The sequence below is a fragment of the Chryseobacterium sp. YIM B08800 genome, assembly GCF_026163565.1.
Lineage (GTDB): Bacteria > Bacteroidota > Bacteroidia > Flavobacteriales > Weeksellaceae > Chryseobacterium.
The window spans coordinates 14,946-37,997 of record NZ_JAPDKN010000014.1 but is presented as its reverse complement, the minus strand read 5'-3'; the positions used below and the strand labels follow the sequence as shown (position 1 = coordinate 37,997).

Annotated in this window: 24 protein-coding genes and 1 tRNA gene; 24 read left to right on the top strand and 1 reads right to left on the bottom strand. The window is 32.9% G+C overall.

What is annotated here, in order from left to right; translation table 11 throughout:
• The first annotated feature begins 41 nt into the window (after nt 1–41).
• From lat to OEW74_RS06435, 11 genes are all read left to right on the top strand, one after another.
• Nucleotides 42–1,367 carry an L-lysine 6-transaminase gene (lat, locus tag OEW74_RS06485; protein ID WP_265427706.1) on the top strand — a complete coding sequence of 442 codons (1,326 nt, stop codon included), beginning with the start codon at nt 42–44 and terminating at the stop codon, nt 1,365–1,367.
• 63 nt (nt 1,368–1,430) lie between these two features.
• A complete protein-coding gene (locus OEW74_RS06480; RefSeq protein ID WP_076558336.1) occupies nt 1,431–1,661 on the top strand; it encodes a DUF2007 domain-containing protein in 231 nt (76 codons plus the stop codon).
• A gap of 176 nt (nt 1,662–1,837) precedes the next feature.
• Nucleotides 1,838–2,356 (top strand): GNAT family N-acetyltransferase, encoded by a 519-nt coding sequence (locus OEW74_RS06475; RefSeq protein ID WP_265427705.1) that lies wholly within the window; start codon nt 1,838–1,840, stop codon nt 2,354–2,356.
• Between the two features lie 121 nt (nt 2,357–2,477).
• Entirely contained in the window at nt 2,478–2,933 is a 456-nt protein-coding gene (locus OEW74_RS06470) for a GbsR/MarR family transcriptional regulator (RefSeq protein WP_139423644.1), read from the top strand.
• Between the two features lies 1 nt (nt 2,934).
• Nucleotides 2,935–4,119: an efflux RND transporter periplasmic adaptor subunit gene (locus tag OEW74_RS06465; protein ID WP_265427704.1), complete on the top strand. Its 1,185-nt coding sequence runs from the start codon at nt 2,935–2,937 to the stop codon at nt 4,117–4,119.
• On the top strand, nt 4,119–7,265 hold the full coding sequence (locus OEW74_RS06460; protein ID WP_265427703.1) for an efflux RND transporter permease subunit: 3,147 nt from the start codon (nt 4,119–4,121) through the stop codon (nt 7,263–7,265). Before OEW74_RS06465 ends, OEW74_RS06460 begins: the two co-directional genes overlap by 1 nt.
• Nucleotides 7,266–7,286: 21 nt before the next feature.
• Nucleotides 7,287–8,702, top strand: a complete 1,416-nt coding sequence (locus tag OEW74_RS06455; protein ID WP_265427702.1) for an efflux transporter outer membrane subunit — start codon at nt 7,287–7,289, stop codon at nt 8,700–8,702.
• Between the two features lie 172 nt (nt 8,703–8,874).
• Complete coding sequence (locus OEW74_RS06450) at nt 8,875–9,363, top strand: GNAT family N-acetyltransferase (protein ID WP_265427701.1); 489 nt, start codon at nt 8,875–8,877, stop codon at nt 9,361–9,363.
• Nucleotides 9,364–9,366: 3 nt separating this feature from the next.
• Nucleotides 9,367–9,849, top strand: a complete 483-nt coding sequence (locus tag OEW74_RS06445; protein ID WP_265427700.1) for a MarR family winged helix-turn-helix transcriptional regulator — start codon at nt 9,367–9,369, stop codon at nt 9,847–9,849.
• Between the two features lie 141 nt (nt 9,850–9,990).
• Nucleotides 9,991–10,064 (top strand) — tRNA-Ala (locus OEW74_RS06440).
• 407 nt (nt 10,065–10,471) lie between these two features.
• The gene (locus OEW74_RS06435) at nt 10,472–10,843 is read left to right on the top strand and encodes a hypothetical protein (RefSeq protein WP_265427699.1); all 372 of its coding nucleotides are present in this window, start codon (nt 10,472–10,474) and stop codon (nt 10,841–10,843) included.
• Between the two features lie 57 nt (nt 10,844–10,900).
• Here the strand turns inward: OEW74_RS06435 and OEW74_RS06430 are convergent, their stop codons facing one another.
• Nucleotides 10,901–11,548, bottom strand: coding sequence for a hypothetical protein (locus tag OEW74_RS06430; protein WP_265427698.1), 648 nt, complete (start codon nt 11,546–11,548; stop codon nt 10,901–10,903).
• Between the two features lie 167 nt (nt 11,549–11,715).
• On the opposite strand from OEW74_RS06430, the gene OEW74_RS06425 reads away from it, so the two are divergent.
• The 13 genes from OEW74_RS06425 (at nt 11,716) to hisIE (ending at nt 22,967) form a co-directional block, all read left to right on the top strand.
• The gene (locus OEW74_RS06425; protein ID WP_416207901.1) at nt 11,716–12,279 is read left to right on the top strand and encodes a C40 family peptidase; all 564 of its coding nucleotides are present in this window, start codon (nt 11,716–11,718) and stop codon (nt 12,277–12,279) included.
• Nucleotides 12,280–12,346: 67 nt separating this feature from the next.
• Complete coding sequence (locus OEW74_RS06420; protein WP_265427696.1) at nt 12,347–12,949, top strand: methyltransferase family protein; 603 nt, start codon at nt 12,347–12,349, stop codon at nt 12,947–12,949.
• A gap of 109 nt (nt 12,950–13,058) precedes the next feature.
• Nucleotides 13,059–13,871 (top strand): 2,3,4,5-tetrahydropyridine-2,6-dicarboxylate N-succinyltransferase, encoded by an 813-nt coding sequence (locus OEW74_RS06415; protein WP_265427695.1) that lies wholly within the window; start codon nt 13,059–13,061, stop codon nt 13,869–13,871.
• Between the two features lie 11 nt (nt 13,872–13,882).
• Nucleotides 13,883–14,557, top strand: coding sequence for a glycosyltransferase family 32 protein (locus OEW74_RS06410; RefSeq protein ID WP_074228688.1), 675 nt, complete (start codon nt 13,883–13,885; stop codon nt 14,555–14,557).
• On the top strand, nt 14,541–15,641 hold the full coding sequence (locus tag OEW74_RS06405) for a glycosyltransferase family 4 protein (RefSeq protein ID WP_265427694.1): 1,101 nt from the start codon (nt 14,541–14,543) through the stop codon (nt 15,639–15,641). The genes OEW74_RS06410 and OEW74_RS06405 overlap by 17 nt, the downstream gene beginning before the upstream one ends.
• Before the next feature lie 249 nt (nt 15,642–15,890).
• Nucleotides 15,891–16,748, top strand: coding sequence for an ATP phosphoribosyltransferase (hisG, locus tag OEW74_RS06400; protein ID WP_265427693.1), 858 nt, complete (start codon nt 15,891–15,893; stop codon nt 16,746–16,748).
• 1 nt (nt 16,749) lies between these two features.
• A complete protein-coding gene (hisD, locus tag OEW74_RS06395) occupies nt 16,750–18,024 on the top strand; it encodes a histidinol dehydrogenase (protein ID WP_265427692.1) in 1,275 nt (424 codons plus the stop codon).
• Nucleotides 18,025–18,028: 4 nt separating this feature from the next.
• Nucleotides 18,029–19,048, top strand: a complete 1,020-nt coding sequence (hisC, locus tag OEW74_RS06390; protein ID WP_265427691.1) for a histidinol-phosphate transaminase — start codon at nt 18,029–18,031, stop codon at nt 19,046–19,048.
• Nucleotides 19,049–19,050: 2 nt separating this feature from the next.
• Nucleotides 19,051–20,145 carry a bifunctional histidinol-phosphatase/imidazoleglycerol-phosphate dehydratase HisB gene (hisB, locus tag OEW74_RS06385; protein WP_265427690.1) on the top strand — a complete coding sequence of 365 codons (1,095 nt, stop codon included), beginning with the start codon at nt 19,051–19,053 and terminating at the stop codon, nt 20,143–20,145.
• Between the two features lies 1 nt (nt 20,146).
• The gene (hisH, locus tag OEW74_RS06380) at nt 20,147–20,725 is read left to right on the top strand and encodes an imidazole glycerol phosphate synthase subunit HisH (RefSeq protein ID WP_265427689.1); all 579 of its coding nucleotides are present in this window, start codon (nt 20,147–20,149) and stop codon (nt 20,723–20,725) included.
• Between the two features lie 2 nt (nt 20,726–20,727).
• Nucleotides 20,728–21,441: a 1-(5-phosphoribosyl)-5-[(5-phosphoribosylamino)methylideneamino]imidazole-4-carboxamide isomerase gene (hisA, locus tag OEW74_RS06375; protein WP_265427688.1), complete on the top strand. Its 714-nt coding sequence runs from the start codon at nt 20,728–20,730 to the stop codon at nt 21,439–21,441.
• Between the two features lie 189 nt (nt 21,442–21,630).
• Entirely contained in the window at nt 21,631–22,383 is a 753-nt protein-coding gene (gene hisF, locus OEW74_RS06370; RefSeq protein ID WP_265427687.1) for an imidazole glycerol phosphate synthase subunit HisF, read from the top strand.
• Nucleotides 22,380–22,967, top strand: coding sequence for a bifunctional phosphoribosyl-AMP cyclohydrolase/phosphoribosyl-ATP diphosphatase HisIE (gene hisIE / locus OEW74_RS06365; protein WP_265427686.1), 588 nt, complete (start codon nt 22,380–22,382; stop codon nt 22,965–22,967). Before hisF ends, hisIE begins: the two co-directional genes overlap by 4 nt.
• Nucleotides 22,968–23,052: the final 85 nt, after the last annotated feature.

Below are 23,052 nucleotides of genomic sequence, written 5' to 3'. Positions count from 1 at the left end.
TTAAATCTTTAAATACTTTTCAATCTTTCAATCACAACTATATGAACAATACACTTGAAATTCAGTCAAATAAAGTAAAAGAAACAGTTGGTAAACACGTTTTAGCAGACGGTTTTGATTTTGTTATGGATATCGAAAACTCTCACGGATCCTGGATCCACGATTCAGTTTCAGGGAAAAATTTCTTGGATATGTTTTCAATGTTCGGCTCAGCTTCCATCGGATACAATCATCCATATTTGGTTGAAAAGTCTGATTGGCTGGGAAAAATGGCAGTCAACAAACCTACTTTGGCAGATGTTTATTCTAAAGAATATGCTCATTTTCTTGAAGTTTTCGAAAGAGTAGTTCTACCTAAAGAATTGCAGTATGCATTTTTTATTGAAGGTGGAGCTTTAGGTGTTGAAAATGCGATGAAAGCATGTTTCGACTGGAAAACAAGAAAAAATTTCGAAAAAGGATTAGATATTGAAGCAGGAATCTGCATTCACTTCAGACAGGCATTTCATGGAAGAAGCGGTTATACTTTAAGCTTAACCAACACTTCAGATCCAAGAAAATATCAATATTTCCCAATGTTTGATTGGCCAAGGATTTTGAATCCTAAATTACATTTCCCAATCACAGAAGAGAATTTAGAAGAAACCATTAAGAACGAAAATTTAGCGTTAATTCAAATTACCGAAGCAATTCTTGCAAATCCTGATAAAGTTGCTTGTATTATTATTGAGCCAATACAAGCTGAAGGTGGTGATAATCATTTCAGGAACGAATTTTTTGTAGGTTTAAGAAATATCTGTGACGAACATGAGATTCTGTTAATTTTCGATGAAGTACAAACAGGGATCGGAATTACTGGTAAAATGTGGGCTTTTGAACACTTAAGCATAAGACCTGATATTATTTCTTTCGGCAAAAAAACTCAGGTTTGTGGAGTTTTGGCAAATAAAGAAAAGTTTGACGAGATACCGAATAACGTTTTCAGAGAAAGCTCAAGAATCAATTCTACTTTCGGCGGTAACTTTATTGATATGCTTCGTTTCCAATTGGTAATGGAAGTTATCGAAAAAGAAAACCTCTTAGAAAACGCTAATATTGTTGGTAAATATCTTTTGGAAGGTCTGCAAAATTTAGCTCAGAAATATCCTGAAAAGTTATCTAATGCAAGAGGAAAAGGTTTGATGTGCGCAATAGATTTACCGTCAGGCGAACAAAGAGATCAGATAAGAAATGAGCTGTATAATGACAGTTTAATCATTCTTGCTTGTGGAGATCAATCCATAAGATTCAGACCACATTTGAATGTTACAACTGAAGAAATTCAGATCGCTTTAGATAAAATTGAAAATAATATTAATAAAATTTAAAACTTCAAAATTTGGAATTCTGAAAAAAACGTCCTATATTTAGATACTCAAAATGTATATTATATGGAACGTAACACGAGAGTATCAGTTTTTGAAAGCGATAAATCTGCCGAAATTCAGTTAATAAAGTCAAAGTTAGATGATGCACAGATAACTAATGATGTTGAAAATAATTACCTGACTTTTACTACAACGCCTACAGCGACAAGTTTAAAAGTAATGGTAGATTTACATGACGAGAAGAAAGCATTCGAGATTATTGATGCTTATCTTCAACAAAATCAAAATCAATAAAAAATTTCATAATTTTAAATTTTACTACTTCGGAACCGAAAATTAATTCTCATTAATTTTCGGTTTTTTTAGCACTAAACTTTTAAATTATAATATTCTTAATAAAATTTTAATGGGAAACATTTGGCACTGATTGTGTTATTTCCCAATTTTCAAGTTTGTAATATAAACCTCTTATGAATAATAAAAACGAAATCCATTTTAGAAAAGCAAATACAACAGATATTCCTATCATTTGGGAGATTATTCAGCAATCTATTGAACGTAGAAGAAAAGACGGTAGTGATCAATGGCAAAACGGATATCCCAATTTGCAAACCGTAGAAAGTGATGTTGAAAAAGAATTAGGATATGTAATTACCGTTGATAATGAAGTAGCTGTTTTTGTGGCACTAATTTTCAATGACGAACCTGCATACAGCTCAATTGAAGGAGCCTGGTTAACAACAGGAGAGTTTTTAGTAATTCATAGGATTGCAGTTTCAGAAAAGTTTGCAGGACAAGGACTTGTGAAAAAATTATTTGATTACGTCGAAGATTTTGTAAGATCACAAAATGTACAAAGCATTAAAGTAGATACAAATTTTGATAACCTTGCTATGCTTAAAATTTTGGAATCTAAAGGTTACTCCTATTGTGGCGAAGTTGTTCTTGCAGGTGGTGTAAGAAAAGCCTTTGAAAAAGTGGTGATTTAAAAAAGCACAAAAGGTTAAATCGATATCCATTGATTCTTTAAGAAACTGTTTATTTATAAACTCTATCACCTTTGTTCGTTTAGTTCCGAACTAATCTCTACATTTGAGAAAATTTTCAATAATGAAAAAAAGTCTGGAAGTAGATGAGAAAATATTTCAGGATGCTGTGAAGTTTTACGGCACTGTTCTCAATCTGCCGCCTCTGGCTTCAAAAATTTATTCCTACCTCATTTTCGATTTCGATAAGGTAGGAATTACCTTTGATGAGTTTGTTGAAGTCTTTTCAGCAAGCAAAAGCTCGGTTTCTACCAATCTTAATTTACTTATTAGCTCAGAATTAATTATTGACGTTAATAAAATGGATGAAAGAAAGCGTTATTTTTTTGCCAACGATGATTATAAAAAAATAAGGTTTGAAAAAATCGTTCAAAAAATGCAGGACGAATTGAAACTGTTAGACGATCTAAAAAACTTCAGAAAAACAGAGCATAAAGAAGAAGACGAAAGAATTGAAGTCTACAAAGCTCTTTTAAATAAAAACATAACAAATATTCAGGAATCTCTTAATAAACTATAAAATGACAAACAAGCTTATACTATTTTCTGTAGCAGCATTTTCGTTGACTGCCTGCAAAAAAGAAGCTCCGAAACAGGATGGCCCAAAACCTTTTCCTGTGGTTTCGGTAGAGAATAAAAATATAGTAGGGTACGACACTTTCCCTGCAAGTATTGAAGGTAGAGTTAATAATGATGTCAGAGCAAAAATTCAGGGTTATATTACCCAGGTTTTGGTAGATGAAGGTCAGTATGTAACTAAAGGTCAGCCGTTATTCCGTCTTGAGACTAACATTTTAACGGAAAATGCTGCTGCTTCAAAAGCAGGAATTGGCGCTGCCGAATCTAATGTTGCAGCTGCACAAGCTCAGGTAAATGCGGCCAATGTAGAAGTAAATAAACTGAAACCTCTTGTTCAGAAAAACATTATCAGTAATGTTCAGTTACAAACTGCTCAGGCAAATTTAGCTCAGGCTCAAGCTGGTTTACAGCAGGCAATTGCTGCTAAAAGACAAGCCGTTGCTAATTACAAAGGTGTAGAAGCAAACATTGATTATTCAGTAATTCGTGCCCCTATTTCGGGAGTGATTGGTAAACTTCCGTTAAAAGTAGGAAGTTTGGTTGGTCCTACAGATCAGGTTGCTTTAACTACAATTTCAGATACTTCAGAGATATTCGCTTATTTTTCAATGAATGAAAAAGCGTATTTCGATTTCTTAGAAAAATCTGTGGGAGCAAATGTTCCTGAGAAAATAAAAAATCTTCCGATGGTTGAACTTCAGTTAGCAAACGGAAGTATTTATCCTGAAAAAGGAAGAATTGAAGCTATTACAGGTTCTTTAGATCCTACAACAGGAACTATTCAGTTTAGAGTTTCGTTTAAAAATGCTCAAAAACTTTTGAGTAACGGTAATAGCGGAACGATTAGATTCCCTAAACATTACGACAATGTTTTAGTTGTACCGGAAAGCGCAACTTACGAACAACAAGGAATTGTTTACGTATATAAAGTTGAAAAAGATACAGCAAGAAATGCAGTTGTTGAAGTCATTGAAAGAATCGACAATTTAGCTTTAATAAAATCTGGGGTTAAAAAAGGTGAAGTAATTATTGCAGCCGGAACAGGAAATGTAAAACCTGGTACAGCGGTAAAACCTAAAAAAATCAGCATGGATAGTCTCGTTCAATCAGTAAAACCGAAATTCTAATGATAAAGAACTTTATTAACAGACCGGTTTTATCTACTGTAATTTCCATTATCATCGTTATTCTCGGTGTTTTGGGACTTACAGCACTTCCGGTTACACAATATCCCGATATTGCTCCGGCAACGGTGAGTGTGAGAGCCAATTATACGGGAGCCAATGCTGAAACCGTAATGAAGAGTGTGGTTGTTCCTTTGGAAGAACAGATTAATGGAGTTGAAGGGATGGATTATATTACTTCAACAGCAGGAAATGACGGTTCAGCTCAGATTCAGGTGTTTTTTAAACAGGGAATAGATGCAGATATTGCTGCGGTAAACGTTCAGAACCGTGTTTCAAGAGCAAGCCCGCTACTTCCAAGTGAAGTTACTCGTGCAGGGGTTGTAACTCAGAAGCAACAAACGAGTGCTTTGATGTACCTTTCTTTCTATTCAGAAAATAAAAATATTGATGATGTATATCTTCAAAACTTTTTGAATATCAACGTAATTCCTAATCTACAAAGGATTAATGGAGTAGGTGAAGCCAACGTTTTTGGTGGAAAAAATTACTCAATGAGAGTATGGCTTGATCCGGCAAAATTAGCAGCCTACGGAATTACACCAACTGAAGTTACCAATGCAATTAATGATCAGAGTAGAGAGGCTGCAGCAGGATCTTTGGGTCAAAACAGCGGAAGTTCTTTTGAATATATCATTAAATATGTAGGAAAATTCAGCGATAAGGAACAATACGATGATATTATCATCAAATCTCTTCCAGATGGACAGAATTTAATGTTGAAAGATGTTGCTAAAGTAGAACTAGGCGGATTATCTTACAGTGGAGTTGGTGAAAATGGAGATTACCCATCAATCAGTATGGGAGTATTTCAAACTCCGGGATCTAATGCTCAGGAGATTATTGAAAACATCAAAAAACAGCTTAAAGAAAACGAAAGTTCTTATCCTGAAGGAGTAAAATATACCTTTAACTTTGATACCAACGAATTTTTGGATGCATCTATTGAAAAAGTAATTCATACTTTGATCGAAGCATTTATCTTGGTATTTATCGTAGTTTATATTTTCTTACAGGATTTCAGATCAACATTGATTCCGGCAATTGCGGTTCCGGTATCTATCGTGGGAACCTTTTTCTTCCTTAATCTTTTTGGATATTCATTAAACCTATTAACGCTTTTTGCCTTGGTTTTAGCAATTGGTATTGTGGTAGATGACGCGATTGTCGTCGTCGAAGCAGTTCACGCTAAAATGGAACATGGAATTTCTAATGCTAAAAAGGCAACGGTAGAAGCAATGGATGAAATTACAGGTGCGATTATTTCAATTACATTGGTAATGGCGGCGGTATTTATTCCTGTTACATTTATTACAGGTCCTACCGGAGTATTTTATCAGCAGTTTGGGATCACCTTAATTATTGCAATTATTATCTCAGCAATTAATGCATTAACGTTAAGTCCGGTTCTATGTTCATTATTCTTAAAACCTCACGAAGAACATCATGAAGATTATAAGAATAAAAATTTTATTCAAAAATTCTTCTATAAATTTAATATCGCTTTCAAGGCAACAACTGAGCGTTATGGAAGAGGGTTTAATTTTTTAATTAAACATAAATGGGTGACTTTAGTAATTCTTGTCGTTACAGGAGGAATTATCTATTGGGCAAATGGAAGCATGAAAAAAGGTTTCGTACCTACAGAAGATAGAGGAATTATCTTTACAGACGTGCAGCTTCCTCCGGGAGCATCTATGGAGAGAACGTATAATGTTCTGAAAACTTTACAGAAAAATGCATTGCAGATTCCTGGAATTCAGAATGTAACCATTTCTACAGGTAGAGGATTATTATCCGGAAACGGAAGTAATAATGGTCTTGCCTTCGTAAAGCTTAAACCTTTTGATGAAAGAAAAGGGGATGGATTATCATCTGAAGAGATCACGAAGAGGTTATTTGGTCTTGCAGGAAAAGTTCCTGATGCTAAAGTTGTTTTCTTCCAACCTCCAAGTGTACCTGGTTTTGGTAGTAGTGCAGGTTTTGAGATGGTACTTTTAGATAAATCGGGAGGTGATTTTGCTCAGCTTGATGCTAAAACCAACGAATTTATCGGAAATCTAATGCAAAGACCGGAAATTGAATTTGCGCAGACTTCATTTAATACAAAATATCCACAGTATTTAATGGAAATCAACGTTCCGTTAGCTAAGCAAAAAGGAGTTTCTGTAAATGATATCTTGTCTACAATGCAGGGATATGTCGGTGGAATTTACAGTGCTGACTTTACCAAATACGGAAAACAGTTCAGAGTAATGATTCAGGCGCTTCCTGAAAACAGGGTAAATGCTGATAATTTAAACCAGTATTTTGTTAAAACCAGTTCAGGAGAAATGTCGCCTATTTCACAATTTGTAACATTGACTAAATCTTACGGTCCACAATCTGTTGGACGTTACAACCTATTTACTTCAGTAAAAATTACCGGAGCAAACAAGGCTGGTTACAGTTCGGGTGATGCAATTACAGCAGTTCAGGCAGTGGCTAAAGAAACACTTGATCAAAATTACGATGTTGAGTTTACAGGTCTTACAAGAGAAGAATTAAATTCAGGATCTCAGACGTTATTGATCTTTGCTTTGAGTTTGGTTTTTGTTTATTTTATTCTTTCTGCGCAGTACGAAAGTTACATTCTTCCTTTAGTTGTGGTAATTTCACTTCCTCTTGGGGTAATGGGAGCTTATTTCGGACAGAAAATAATGGGCTTGGAAAACAATATTTACTTCCAGATTGCATTGATTATGCTGGTCGGTTTATTGGCGAAAAATGCGATTTTGATTATCGAATTTGCAGTTCAGAGAAGACATCATGGCGAAACTATCGTAGAATCAGCAGTTAATGCAGCTAAAGCGAGATTAAGACCAATTTTGATGACCTCATTAGCGTTTATCTTCGGTTTATTACCATTGGTTTTAGCAAGCGGAATTGGTGCGGTTGGTAACCGATCAATTGCAACGGGTGCATCGATTGGATTATTGATAGGTACCATTATGGGAGTATTTGTGATTCCGGTTTTATATGTTGTTTTCCAGACTTTACAGGAAAAAATAAAACCAATCAAGCACGAAGAAATGAACTTAGCTGAATAAGAAATCTTTAAGATTTAAATAATGAAAAATTTATCAATAATAATAAAAGGAACTGCTTTTTCAGTGGTCACGTTCGCTGTTTTATCGTCTTGTATGGTAAGAAAAGAGTACGAAAGACCTGCAGCTGCAGTTGACGAAAAACTATTCCGTACCGATATGCTGCCTCAAGACAGTACAAGTATTGCGAATGTTTCCTGGAAAGAGATCTTTACTGATCCTATTCTTCAGGGGCACATCACAAAAGCTTTGGAAAACAATCTTGATGTAAGAATCGCAGTACAGAGTATCACTTCTGCAGAAGCTTATTTAAAACAGGCAAAAGCAGCTTACGAACCTACTTTATCAATAGGCCCGAACTACACTTTCCAAACACAATCGATCAATACTCAGTTTGGTCAGATCATTGGAGAAAGACGTTATGTAAATCAGTTTGATATTACAGCAACAATCGGTTGGGAAGCAGATTTGTGGGGAAAAATGAAGTCTCAGCAAAAAGCTCAGTTGGCAACTTATCTGGGAACTTTAGCCGCTCATAAAGCCGTAAAAAGTGATCTTGTAGCATCAATTGCTTCAGCTTATTTCCAGTTGTTGACTTATGATGATCAGAAAAGAATCATTGAGGAAACAATTAAAGTAAGAGAAAATAATTTAGAAACTACAAAAGCGTTAAAAGACGCTGGAACATTAACAGAAGTTGCGGTTCAGCAAAGTCAGGCGTTGGTTTATAATGCTAAATCTTTACTCATCGACATTGATACTCAAATTCAACTTTTGGAAAATACGATGAGCTTATTGATGGGTGAATCGTCACAAACGATTGCAAGATCATCTTTAAAATCGCAGTCATTACCTGAGAGTTTGGCTTTAGGATATCCTGCAAGTTTGTTATCAAATCGTCCCGATGTGATGCAGGCAGAATTTAATTTGATGAATGCTTTCGAGTTGACCAATGTTGCCAAAGCTCAGTTTTATCCAACTTTAAAACTAACAGGAAGCGGTGGAGTACAGTCGGTAGATATCGATCATTTGTTTAGCGTTAACTCTCTTTTTGCAAATGTTGTAGCTGGTTTGGCGCAACCAATTTTAAACAAAAGACAAATCAAAACCAATTACGATGTAAGTTTAGCCAACAAAGAAACAGCTTATCTTAATTTCAGAAAGTCTATTCTGACTGCAGGAAAAGAAGTTTCTGATGCGATAAGAGTATTTTCCGTTCAGGATTCTTTTATAGATTTAAAGAAAAAAGAGCTTGATTCTTATAAAAAATCGGTTGATTATTCTCAGGAATTGGTCAACTACGGTATGGCAAACTACCTTGAAGTTTTAAATGCAAGTGTAAACTCATTGAACGCAGAGCTTAATATTTCAAATGCAGAATACAGTAAAATGAAAGCTGCAATAGATTTATACCAAGCTTTAGGTGGCGGATGGAAATAACGAAAAGTTAGTTATTATATATTCAAATCTTGTTAAGACGTGTGCTGGAAACAGTGCACGTTTTTTTATTTTAAATTACAAACAATTGATTCTATTTACTTTAAACTATATTTTAAATTTTTTATTGCATATATGTAGTTAACTACGTAGTTTTGTACGTAAATTAAATTGTATGTTAGAAATTAAACTTGTAAACGATACTTATTCAAAAGAAATAATAGACTTGGTTCTGAATATTCAGCAAAAAGAATTTAATGTTCCCATTACAATAGAAGACCAACCCGACCTTATGCAAATTGAAGATTTTTACTTTGCCGATGGCGGAAGTTTTTGGGGAGCTTTCATAAACGGTGAGCTTGTTGGAACCATTGCTTTGGTTAAATTTGATGAAAAAGCGGCAGCGATCCGAAAGATGTTTGTGAAAAAAAAATTCAGAGGAAAAGAACATGGCATCGCTCAAAAACTATTAGAAACCCTTATTTCTTATTGTCAAAAAAGCGAAATAGAAGAGGTATATTTAGGAACGGTATCGATACTGAAAGCAGCATTGCGTTTTTACGAACGAAATCACTTCGAAATCATTGAAAAAGAATCGCTTCCTTCAAAATTTCCTTTAATGAATGCCGATAATGTATTTTGTTTTCTTAATCTAAAATCATAGTTTATGAATGTCATCAATGAATCCGGAACTTTAGCTTTATCTACAAGATTACAACGTCTTAGTGAGCAATTGCGTAAAGAAGGAGCCTTAGTTTATAAAGAATTTGGAATAGATTTCGAACCCAAATGGTTTCCAATAATCTTTACATTACATCACAAAAGTACACTCAGTGTTGTAGAAATTGCCAATGAAATAGGATATACGCATCCTTCAACAATCAGCCTTTTAAAAGAACTTGAAAGGCAACAAATGATTATTTCTAAAAAAGATAAAACAGATGAACGCAAACGCTTAATTGAATTAGCACCAAAAGGCATTGAATTGATAGAAAAAATGAAACCTGCATGGGAAATCATCTCCAAAGTATTGGAAGAGATAGCAGATAATGAGAATCATTTACTGAAAGCTATTAATGAAGCTGAAGAAAAAATTGCTAAGCAGTCTTTTTTACAAAGAGTTTTAGAACTAAAAACAGTCAATAAATAATGGTAATTAATTGATTGTCTTAAATTTAATTTATAGTTTCACTCAAAAAAAGTTTGCAAAACGAAATAAATTTTAATAAAAGTTTGCGTGTGTACTTTAAATAGTTACTTTTGTACGGCTTCAGAAATAACAATCTGAAAAGGGGGATTAGCTCATCTGGCTAGAGCGCAACACTGGCAGTGTTGAGGTGATCGGTTCGAGTCCGATATTCTCCACATTTATCATGAAAAAACCTTCCGAATTGGAAGGTTTTTTCGTTTATTTAAATCCAAATCTTTATAGTTGTTAGATTGATAAAATCTAAAATTTTGATAACCAAATACTTATAACTCCATTCACATTCCGAAAATCTTAAGCTTTTTTAATTAAATTCCCATTAAATAGAGTTTTTAACATGTTAAAAAAAATAATAGTTATGAAAAATAATATTTTACAATAAATTTCCTTCAAACCGTTAAAAATTATCTTCTGTAAAATATTAAACTATAAAATTAAATTGATATATTTGCCCAATTCTAAAAATATAGAGATAGTGTTAATTTTAAAAACTATCTTGAATTTTTCAGACTATTTTTAAGAATAAATTGAATAAATAAACTTATTTCATAAACTATTGTAACCTATGAAGAAACTATTTTTACTTTTATTGACTATTTTTTCATTAATTGGATGTACTGCAGATGACGAAACCCTTGTTGATTATGTAGGAACATGGTCTGGAACTTACGAAGGAACCGAAAAAGGTCTTTGGAAATTTGTAGTTGCCACCGACGGAAAAGTCACCGGAACAATGTATAATGAAACAAGTAATGAAAATTATAATATTTCAGGATTTTTAGACAGGTCTGGCCAATTAACTGCTGAATTAGTGGTACCTGCAGACGGACAGTTTAACGGAACATTAAACATTGAAGAAAAAGGTAGCGGAAATTGGACGAACGAGTCACCAACTCCTGCAAGAAGCGGATCTTGGTCTGGTGAAAAAAATAAATAGATAAAACTATTATAAATTAAAATCGGCTGCAAACTTTGTTTGCAGCCGATTTTTTATTTAAACAAATCCCATTTGTACAATTTGAGAAGCTTTTTTTATGGCTACAAAAAGAATCACATCATCTTCTTCTGAAAAATGGTTTTTAAAAATCAATTCAGTTTGATTACGTAGTTTTATTTCTTCTTCGAAAGATTCGGTAAGATAATTTTCAAAATCTATTTTTATACTGACAATTACAACTTCATCAGCAACAATTTTCTTGTCTAAATGTAAGGTTCTATCCCACAAACTCAGTGAAATATAAGTGTTTTGATTAAAATTAGGAATATTTCCAAACTGAAATTGCTGCAAAATATTTCGTCCTTCATTAGTTTTTAAACCCGATTTTACAGATCTTTTTCCTTTTTCATGTTCTACATCCAAATCTTTAATATTGGTCATCACCTTTGCAAACCTTTGATAGAGTAGGACTTCATTCGCCAACTCAATATAGTTTGAAATACTCAAACGGATTATTTTTCCAACTTTTGAGCAATGACCAAATTCAAAACTGTTTTGTCTTACTTTTTCATACGTCGGACTTTTATTATAGGCTGTTTTATTGAATCCGCTTTTTTTACGCACTACATTTTTTCCATTTAGATTATAAAAAACCAAATCACCAACCGCTCCGTTGAGCTTAATAAAACTTTCGTATGTCGCCATAATTTTAAAATAGCTTCAAATATAGCTATAAATTTTAACATTTTTAAAAAATTATCATATAATTAATATATACTTGTAGTATAGTTGTAAAATAGTTATTGTATAATTTAAAAAAATAATTTATATTTGTATTCAATTAATAAATTGATTTTCAAATGAATATGGAAATGCGTTTTTCGGAAATTAAATTATATAAAAATCTTGCTGTTTTAGCGATAGCTTCTACAGTTATTATCTCTTGCGGAAGCGCTAAAAATGTTTCTTCTTCTAAGAAAAGTCCTTCGAAAACTGTTGCAAAATCTGAAAACTTAAGAAAATTAGATTCTTCTTTTGACGGGAAGATTTCAGGTTCTATTAAAAGTCTCTTAAAAGATGCTGAAAGTTATTTAGGAACTCCGTATAAATTTGGTGGGAATACTTCTTCAGGCTTTGACTGTTCCGGATTTACCGTGAAAGTTTTTCAGGATAACAATTTTAGTTTACCAAGAAGATCTTCAGATCAGGCAGATGCAGGAAAATCAATTGATATCAAAACAGTAAAACCGGGAGATCTTCTGTTTTTTGCAACTTCAGGAGGAAGCCGTGTTTCTCATGTTGGGATTGTTCACACCATCGAAAATGACGGTGAAATAAAATTCATTCATGCATCAACTTCTAAAGGAGTGATCATCTCTTCTCTAAACGAAAAATACTGGAACAAAGCCTATCTTCATGCTCAACGAGTTTTATAATTACATTTAAACTTTGCAATAGAATTGCATTTTACAGAACTCTACATTTGTCAAAAAATTAATAATTATGACAGATTTTATCCGAGTTTTCATTCCTCTATTTTTTATCATTTTCTTTATGACCGCTTTTTTTGGAACAAGTTTTATTGTTTCAAAAAGAATTGGGAAAAATCCAAATGTTTTACTAAAAGACGATTCCGCTTACGGATTGATTGGTCGATATTTTAAATATACCTTATTCCTTATTTTTATTTACACCGTTTTACTTTTCATTTTTCCTGAAGATATTTCCAGCAGTTTTAAAATTAATTTACCCAAAGAAATTATTTTTAAATATATAGGAATTGCATTGTTAATTTTAAGTTTAATCTGGATTCTTATTGCGCAGTTTCAAATGAAAAACTCTTGGCGAATAGGAATTGATGAAGATCTGAAAACAGAATTAATCACAACCGGGCTTTTCAATTATTCGAAAAACCCAATTTTTCTCGGAATTTTAGTAAGTTTAATTGGTTTGTTTTTCACATTACCTACTTTAGTTTCGCTAAGTTTTTTCCTGATTAGCTATATTCTTATTCAGACTCAGATCAGATTGGAAGAAGAATTTTTATTAAAACAACACGATGAAGTTTATCACCAATATAAAGCCAAAGTAAGGAGGTTTTTATAGAAATATTTAATAAAATTTTAATCACTTCCCTCTATTCTAAGTCACAAATTTTGCCCAACTTTTTTGTATATTTGGCAGTGAATTTTTAAAATAAATTTTAAACATAATTATGTCGTTACAACAAACTATTGAAAATATCTGGGACAACAGAGAATTATTGCAGAATGAAGACAGCCAAAAGGCAATCAGAGAGGTTATTTCTTTGGTTGACAAAGGTGAACTTCGTACCGCAGAGCCTACAGAAAACGGATGGCAGGTGAATGAATGGGTAAAGAAAGCTGTAGTAATGTACTTCCCGATCCAGAAGATGGAAACTATTGAAGTAGGCCCATTTGAATTTCATGATAAAATGCCTTTGAAGAAAAACTATGCTGAAAAAGGAGTTAGAGTTGTACCGCATGCTGTTGCAAGAGAGGGAGCTTATATTGCACCGGGTGTAATTATGATGCCTTCTTACGTAAATATTGGTGCTTATGTAGATTCAGGAACAATGGTTGATACTTGGGCAACAGTGGGAAGTTGTGCCCAAATCGGTAAAAACGTTCACTTGAGTGGTGGTGTTGGTATCGGAGGTGTTTTAGAACCGCTTCAGGCTGCTCCGGTAATTATTGAAGATGACTGTTTTATCGGTTCTAGATGTATCGTTGTAGAAGGAGTTCACGTTGAAAAAGAAGCTGTTTTGGGAGCAAATGTTGTATTGACGGCTTCAACAAAAATTATTGATGTTACAGGTGAAACTCCAATTGAAATTAAAGGTAGAGTTCCTGCTCGTTCAGTTGTAATCCCTGGAAGTTATACGAAGCAGTATCCTGCAGGAGAATATCAGGTTCCTTGTGCTTTGATTATCGGTCAAAGAAAAGAATCTACAGACAAAAAAACATCTCTTAATGATGCTTTAAGAGAAAATAACGTAGCTGTTTAAATCTTTGCAAAATGGCAATTCCTAAACAAATTTTTCAGACGTTTAAAACCGATAAGCTTCCTTGGCTTACAAAGTTTCATATTAAAAGAATGCTCAAAAAAAATCCTGAATACGAATATCATTTTTATGATGATAATAGAATTCAGACTTTTTTTAAAGATGAGTTTCCACCTGAATATTTGAAAGCTTACAACAGACTGACGATAGGAGCTGCCAAAGCAGATTTTTTCAGATATGCCATTCTTTATAAAAAAGGTGGTGTTTACTTAGACGTAGACAGCGGAATCAACAAGCCGATTAAAAAGTTTATTCGTGAAGACGATGTCGCTTTGGTAACGGATGAAATTCCACATACATATTATGTACAATGGGGTCTTGCATATGCTGCAGGACACCCATTTTTACAGAGAACTCTGGAGATGATTTTAGATAATATCAAAAACAATCCTTATCCTCATAATGTACATAAAACAACCGGACCAACCGTTTATACAGACGCAGTTAAAGCCTGTTTAAAAGAAGATCCAACTATTCCGCATCGATTTATGGGACCGCATTATGACAATAATATGCAGTTTAAATATAAGCTGGGAAAATTCTTTCTTTACAGTGATAAATCTGAACACTGGAAGAGAAAACAGCTTACCCAAAACATTATAAAACCTGAGAATGAAGATAGCATTTGATGCCAAACGTTTTTTTCATAATACTTCAGGATTAGGGAATTACTCGAGAGATTTAATCAGAATTTTGTCTAAATATTATCCTGAAAATCAATATTTACTACTCAATAAAAATAAGTCGGAAAGAGGTTCCGATATTTTAGAAAAATCCGATGTTACCTTTGTAGAAACCTCTAAAGGAACAATGTCTCGACAGTTTAAAATGGGAAAGGATGCACAAAAACAAAATGCAGATATTTTCCATGGATTATCGGGTGAATTGCCTTTGAAATGGAACCAAAAACCCATCAAAAAAATTGTTACCATTCACGATTTGATATTCGTAAGATATCCTCAATATTATTCTTTTTTTGACAGAAAAATCCATCTTTGGAAGTTTAAAAAAGCGGCAAATACAGCCGATAAAATCATTGCCATTTCAGAACAGACCAAAAGAGATATCATTCAATATCTGAAAGTTCCGGAAAGCAAAATTGAAGTCATTTATCAAGGTTGTCACAAAGCTTTTAAAGAGCAACAATCTGAAGAATTTATTCAGAAAACTAAAGAGAAATTCAATCTTCCAAAACGGTTTATTTTAAATGTTGGAACGATTGAAGAGCGTAAAAATCTTTTTAATATCGTTAAAGCAATAAAAGATACCGAAATTCCTTTAGTTGTAGTCGGAAGAAAGACAAAGTATTATCAGAAAATAGCAAGTTTTATTCAGAAAAATAAATTGGAAAAACAGGTTTATTTTTTGGAAGGAGTTTCCATGGACGAACTCGCTGTCATTTATAAATCTGCTGATATTTTTGTTTATCCAAGTTTTTTTGAAGGCTTTGGAATTCCTGTGATTGAAGCTTTATTTTCAAAAACAGTTACCATTACAAGCAACACAAGTTGTCTTCCTGAAGCAGGTGGTCCGGATTCTGTTTACATCAATCCCGAAAATCATTTGGATATTCAATCAAAAATAAAATTTTTATGGGATAGCGAATCTGAAAGGAAACGCCGTTCTGATAAAGGTTTTGAGTTCGTTCAGAAGTTCAATGATGACCCCATTGCTCATCAATTGATGAATCTTTATCAAAAAATTATTTCGTAAAATTCTTGCAGGATTGAAAATTAGTCCTACATTTGTACCACAAAATTTCAACAATGAAACCGAATTTTTTAACAGTACATCATTATTATCATCATCTCTGCTAGACGGAATTGTTGATCTATGACTATGTTAAAAATCAAAATAATTAAAAACCGTCTGAGTAAACAGACGGTTTTTTTGTTTCTAAATTCTTCCCGGGCAATTTATTTCAATTAATCATTTTCGTTTACTCAGATATAAAATAATAAAATGAGTAAATTAAAAATTGCCATACAAAAAAGCGGTCGCCTTTACGAAGAATCGCTCCAACTCCTCAAAGACTGCGGAATTTTCGTCAACAACGGAAAAGACCAGCTCAAAGTTTCTGTAGACAATTTCCCAATGGAAATCATGTATTTAAGAAATTCTGATATTCCCCAATATCTGGAAGACGGAGTGGTTGATATTGCCATCGTCGGCGAAAATCTTTTAGCAGAAAAACAAAAAAATATTGAAATTATCCAAAGTTTAGGATTTTCAAAATGCAGAGTTTCATTAGCGGTTCCAAAAGAAGTGGAAACAGATAACATCAATTACTTTCAGGGCAAAAAAATTGCTACTTCTTACCCGAATACATTGAAGAATTTTCTTCAGAAAAATAATATTTCAGCAGAGATACACGTTATTTCCGGCTCTGTAGAAATTGCTCCAAATATTGGTCTTGCTGATGGAATCTGTGATATTGTAAGCTCCGGAAGCACTTTATTTAAAAATGGTTTAAGAGAAACAGTTACCATTTTAAAGTCTGAAGCTGTTCTTGCAAAAACATTTCAGTTAAATAATAACAAGCAAAAAATCCTAGAAAAATTTCTATTCAGAATTCAATCTGTTTTAAGAGCAAAAAATTCAAAATATATTTTGATGAATGTTCCGAATGAAAAGATCTCAGAAGTCTCAAATGTTCTCCCGGTTTTAAAAAGTCCAACGGTAATTCCTTTAGCTGAAAAGGGTTGGAGCAGCATCCATTCAGTCATTGATGAAGAACGTTTTTGGGAAGTCATTGATGAGCTGAAGGAAAAAGGGGCACAAGATATTTTAATTATTCCAATCGATAAAATGGTGATTTAAAATGAAAATTAATAAATATCCTCAAAAAGAAGTTTGGTCGGAATTAGTTAAAAGACCAGTTTTAAAAAGAAAAGAGTTAACAGAATTAATAGCCGATATTTTTAATGAAGTCGAAAAAAATGGTAATCAGGCTTTAATAGCTTTCAATGAAAAATTTGATCAGGCTAAAGTTGAAAACATTCAAGTTTCAGAAGGAGAAATAGAAAATTCAGAAAATTTAATAAACGAAGAATTGAAAATCGCAATTCAACAGGCAAAAGAAAATATTACGAAATTTCATTCGTCACAAATTACTGAAATTCAAAAGATTGAAACAACAAAAGGAGTTGTTTGTTGGAGAGAAAACAGAGCCATCGAAAAAGTTGGAATCTATATTCCGGGAGGAACCGCTCCATTGTTCTCTACAGTTTTAATGTTGGCAATTCCTGCTCAATTAGCTGGTTGTAAAGAAATTATTTTATGTACTCCGCCTGATAAAAATGGGAATATTAATGCTGCCATTTTATATACGGCAAAACTTTGCGGTGTTACAAAAGTCTTTAAAACCGGTGGAGCTCAAGCAATTGCAGCCATGACTTTAGGAACAGAAAGTATTCCAAATGTTTATAAAATTTTTGGTCCTGGAAATCAATATGTTGTTGCAGCAAAAGAGTTTAGCCAAAATTATAATATTGCAATAGATATGCCTGCAGGACCAAGTGAAGTTTTGGTCATTGCTGATGAACAGGCAATTCCAGAATACTGCGCTGCAGATCTACTTTCTCAGGCAGAACACGGAAACGACAGTCAGGTTATTTTTCTTTCAACTGATGAGAAAATTTTTAATGAAATAATTAAAGAAACAGAGAAACAACTTCAGCAACTTCCAAGAAATGAGTTTGCAAAAGAAGCTTTAAAAAACAGTCATTTTGTTTTGCTGAAAACGGTCGATGAAGCCCTCGAATTCAGCAATCTGTATGCCCCTGAACATTTGATCTTAGCTTTGGAAGATTTTGAAAGATATATTCCGAAAATTCAAAATGCAGGCTCTGTATTTCTTGGAAATTATTCTTGTGAAAGTGCGGGAGATTATGCCAGCGGAACCAATCACACGCTTCCAACCAACGGATTTGCAAAAAATTACAGCGGAGTTTCTTTAGACAGTTTTGTGAAGAAAATTACGTTTCAGAATCTATCAAAAGAAGGACTTCAAAACTTAGGAAACACAATAGAACTCATGGCAGAAGCAGAAGGATTATTTGCTCACAAAAATGCTGTATCAATCAGATTAAAATAAGAAAATGAAAGAATTTAACATCAATAGTTTAGTAAGAAAAAATATCTTAGAATTACAACCTTACATAAGTTTTAGGGACAATAATAAATTTGAAAACCCTGTTTTATTGGATGCCAATGAAAGTCCGTTCGGTGAATTCAATCGTTATCCGGATTCTACTCAGAAAAAATTGAAGCAAAAACTCTCAGAAATAAAAAATGTTGCCGCTGATCAAATTGCAGTCGGAAATGGAAGCGATGAGTTAATAGATTTGATTATAAAAGTTTTTTGTGAGCCTAAAAAAGATTCAATTTTAATGATGAATCCATCATTTGCAATGTATGGTTTTTACGCTTCTATCAACGAAAATAAAGTAATAAAACTCGATTTAAATGCAGATTTTGAAATTGTAAAAGATGATTTCTTAAAAATTTCGAAAGATTTTAAATCCAAAGTTTTTTTCCTGTGTTCACCCAATAATCCTACCGGAAATTCTGTAAAAGATATTGAGTTTTATATTAAAAATTTCAATGGAATTGTAGTGGTTGATGAAGCTTATATTGAGTTTTCAGGTAAAGAATCTTGTATTGATTTATTAGAAAAATATCCAAATCTTATCGTCCTTCAAACCTTTTCAAAAGCCTGGGGAATGGCGGGAGCAAGAGTAGGAATGGCTTATTCTTCTGCAGAAATTATTAGGTTAATTAATACAGTAAAAGCGCCTTACAATGTGAATTCTTTAAGCTCGAATAAAGTAATTGAACTCATTGATAAACAAGAAAATGTAAACATAGAAAGTATTTTAAATGAAATTTCATGGTTAGAAAATGAATTTCAATCAGTTAACTGTATTAAAAAAGTGTATCCGACAAATGCTAATTTCTTCTTGATCGAGTTTGAAGATGTAGAAAAAGTTTACGAAAAATTGTTGGAAAAAGAAATTTTGACCAGCAAAAGAAGTCCTCAAATTCCAAATTGTATCAGGATTAATGTAGAATCCAGAGAAGAAAACATTCAGTTAATTGAGGTTTTAAAAAGTATTTAATCATGAAAAAAGTATTATTTATAGACCGTGACGGAACTTTAATCATAGAACCTCCAAAAGATTTCCAGGTAGATTCTTTACAAAAGCTAGAATTCTATCCCGGAATTTTTCAAAACTTAGCCAAAATTGTAAAAGAATTAGATTACGAATTGGTGATGGTTACCAATCAGGATGGCCTGGGAACAGAGAGCTTTCCTTATGAAGATTTTATAGAGCCTCAAGAAAAAATGCTAAAAGCTTTTGAAAATGAAGGAATTATTTTTAATGATATTTTGATCGATAAAAGTTTTGAAAGTGAAAATTTACCAACAAGAAAACCCGGAATTGGATTGTTAGGAAAATATATTTACGGTAATTACGATCTTGAAAATTCTTTTGTTATCGGAGACAGAATTACGGATATTCAATTAGCAAAAAACTTAGGTTCAAAATCAATCTTTATTAATAAAATTCAAAACGAAGATGCAGATTTAACGACAGAAAACTGGAGTGAAATTGAGCAATATTTAAAGCAAATTCCGCGAACAGCGAAAGTTTCAAGAAAAACGAACGAAACAGATATTGAAATAGGAATCAATCTCGATGGAAGCGGAAAGTCTGAAATCTCAACAGGTTTACATTTTTTTGATCACATGCTTGAACAAATTTCAAAACACGGCAATTTGGATTTAAAAATTAAAGTAAAAGGCGATTTACAGATTGATGAACATCACACCATTGAAGACACAGGAATTGTTTTGGGAGAAGCAGTTTTAAAAGCTTTAGGAAAGAAAAAAGGTATTGAAAGATATGGTTTTTTACTTCCGATGGACGACTGTTTAGCGCAAATTGCGCTGGATTTTGGAGGGCGCTCTTGGTTGGTTTGGGATGCCAATTTTAAGCGTGAAAAAATTGGAGATGTTCCGACAGAAATGTTTGAGCATTTTTTCAAATCTTTCACCGATTCGGCCAAATGTAATCTGAACATAAAAGTGGAAGGAGAAAATGAGCATCACAAGATCGAATCTATTTTTAAAGCATTTGCAAAAGCATTAAAAATGGCAGTCAATCAATCTGATCAGAATTTTAATGTGCCATCAACAAAAGGAAGTTTATAAGATGATTGCAATTATAAAATACAACGGAGGAAACGTAAGTTCTGTACAAAATGCATTAAACAGACTAGACGCAGAATCAATCATTACGGATGATCTTGAGTTAATAAAAAATACTGATAAAGTAATTTTTCCTGGAGTTGGAGAAGCGTCTTCAACCATGAAAATTTTAAAGGAAAAAGGATTAGATCTGTTAATTCCAACTTTGAAGCAACCTGTTTTAGGAATTTGTCTTGGAATGCAGTTAATGTGCAAAAATAATGAAGAAGGAAATACGGTTGGAATGGGGATTTTCGATATTAATGTAAAAAAGTTTCCTTCAGAAAATATCATTCCGCACATGGGATGGAATACAATTTCTGATCTTAAATCAACCATTTATTCCGGAATTAAAGAAGAAAGTGATGTCTATTTTGTGCACAGTTTTTATTGTGAATTGTCAGAAAATACCACTTCTGTTTGTGATTATATTTTGCCATTCAGTGCGTCTTTACAGAAAGATAATTTTTATGCGATGCAGTTTCACCCTGAAAAATCTGGGAAAATTGGAAGTCAATTATTACAAAATTTTTTAAAACTTTAGATATGCGAATTATTCCTGCTATTGATATTATCGACGGAAAATGCGTCCGTCTGTCGAAAGGTGATTACGGAACAAAAAAAATCTACAACGAAAATCCTGTAGAAGTTGCCAAAGAATTTGAAAGTTTCGGAATAAAATATCTTCATTTGGTGGATCTGGATGGCGCAAGATCTAAACATATCGTCAACCAAAAAATTCTTGAAAGTATAGCTAAAGAAACGTCTTTACAAATAGATTTTGGAGGTGGTTTGAAAACTTTAGAAGATATAGAAATTGCTTTTAATTCAGGCGCAAAGCAAATTACAATTGGAAGTATTGCTGTTCGAAATCCTGAGTTTTGTTTTGATTTAATTGAAAAATATGGTTCTGAGAAAATTATTTTGGGAGCCGATTGTGAAGATAGAAAAATAAAAACTTCAGGCTGGCTGGAAGAAAGCAATCAAGATGTGATTGATTTTATTCTTGGCTATCAGAAAAAAGGAATTCAAAATGTGATTTGTACCGATATTTCAAAAGATGGAATGTTGGAAGGTGCTTCAGAAGATTTGTACAAAGAAATTATAAGTAAAACTTCAGTGAAACTGTTGGCAAGCGGCGGAATTTCGAGTGTTGAAGATGTTCACAAAATGAAAGAAATCGGATGCAGCGGAACCATTATTGGAAAAGCAATTTATGAAGGGAGAATTTCATTAAGACAATTGGAGCGTTTTGTTTAACCTTAAAATTTTTAACACATAAGTCACAGAAGAGTTTTAATAATTCTCTTAATAAAAGAGCACATAAGTTTTAGAAAATCAAAGATTTTCTTTAGAGTCCCGAAGGGACGATTTAATAAAGGATAGGATAAAATCCTATCAAAAATATAATTAAAAAATTTGAGCCGCTGCGTAACCCAATTAAATAAAATGCTTAAAAAAAGAATCATTCCATGTCTGGATATAAAAGACGGAACCACGGTAAAAGGAATCAATTTTGAAGGCTTGAGAAATGCCGGAGATCCAATAGAACTAGCAAAAAAATACGAGAATGAAGGCGCTGATGAATTGGTTTTCCTTGATATTACTGCAACCATCGAAGAGCGAAAAACTTTCGTTGAGTTGGTAAAAAACATCGCTAAAGAACTCAGTATTCCATTCACCGTTGGAGGTGGAATTTCTTCTGTGGAAGATGTAAGAAAACTTTTGGAAGCTGGAGCAGATAAGATTAGTATTAATTCTTCTGCGGTAAAAGATCCAAAACTGATTTCTGATTTGGCTAAAGAATTTGGCAGTCAGTGCGTTGTTGTTGCCATCGATACAAAATTTGTTGATGGTTCAGATTGGGTTTTTGTAAAAGGAGGAAGGGAAATGACGGATTTAAAAACTTTAGATTGGGCTAAAAAAGTAGAAGAATTAGGAGCCGGAGAAATTCTTTTAACTTCAATGGATGGAGACGGAACCAAAAATGGTTTCGATTTAAGGATCACAAAATTAATTTCTGAAAACGTAAATATTCCGGTGATCGCATCAGGTGGCGCAGGAAAAACTGAAGATTTTGAAAATGTTTTTAATCAAACCAAAGCAACGGGAGCTTTAGCAGCGAGTATTTTTCACTTTGGAGAAATTAAAATTAATGATTTAAAAAATGAATTGAAAAATAAAAATATTAATGTAAGATGAAAATAGATTTTAATAAAACAGACGGGCTTGTTCCTGTTATTATTCAGGATGAAAGAACTTTACAGGTTTTAATGTTGGGTTATATGAATGAAGAGGCTTTTAATAAAACAAAAGAAGAAGGGATTGTTACTTTTTTCAGTCGCTCAAAAAAAAGACTTTGGACAAAAGGAGAAGAATCAGGGAACTTTTTAACCGTAAAAAATATGGATATTGATTGCGATAACGATACAATTTTAATTAAGGTCATTCCTAAAAATGTAGTTTGCCACACCGGAACTTTCAGTTGTTTTGGAGAGAAAGATGTTAAAGGATTTTTATATGAATTAGAAGAGAAAATCAATCAGCGAATTGATGATAAGATTGATGATTCTTATACCTATTCTTTATACCAAAAAGGAATTAATAAAATGGCTCAAAAAGTAGGAGAGGAGGCTGTAGAATTGGTAATCGAAGCCAAAGATGACAACGATGATTTATTTAAAAATGAAGCAGCAGATTTGTTGTATCACTTTTTAATTTTACTGAAGGCTAAGAATTTTTCGCTGAAAGAAATTGAGGAAATACTTTTAGCCAGAAATAAATAAGCTTACAAATTGATTGTTTTGATATCAAACTATCTATTTGCCACGAATGCACAAATATTATCAAAAGAAATATTAATATTCGTGC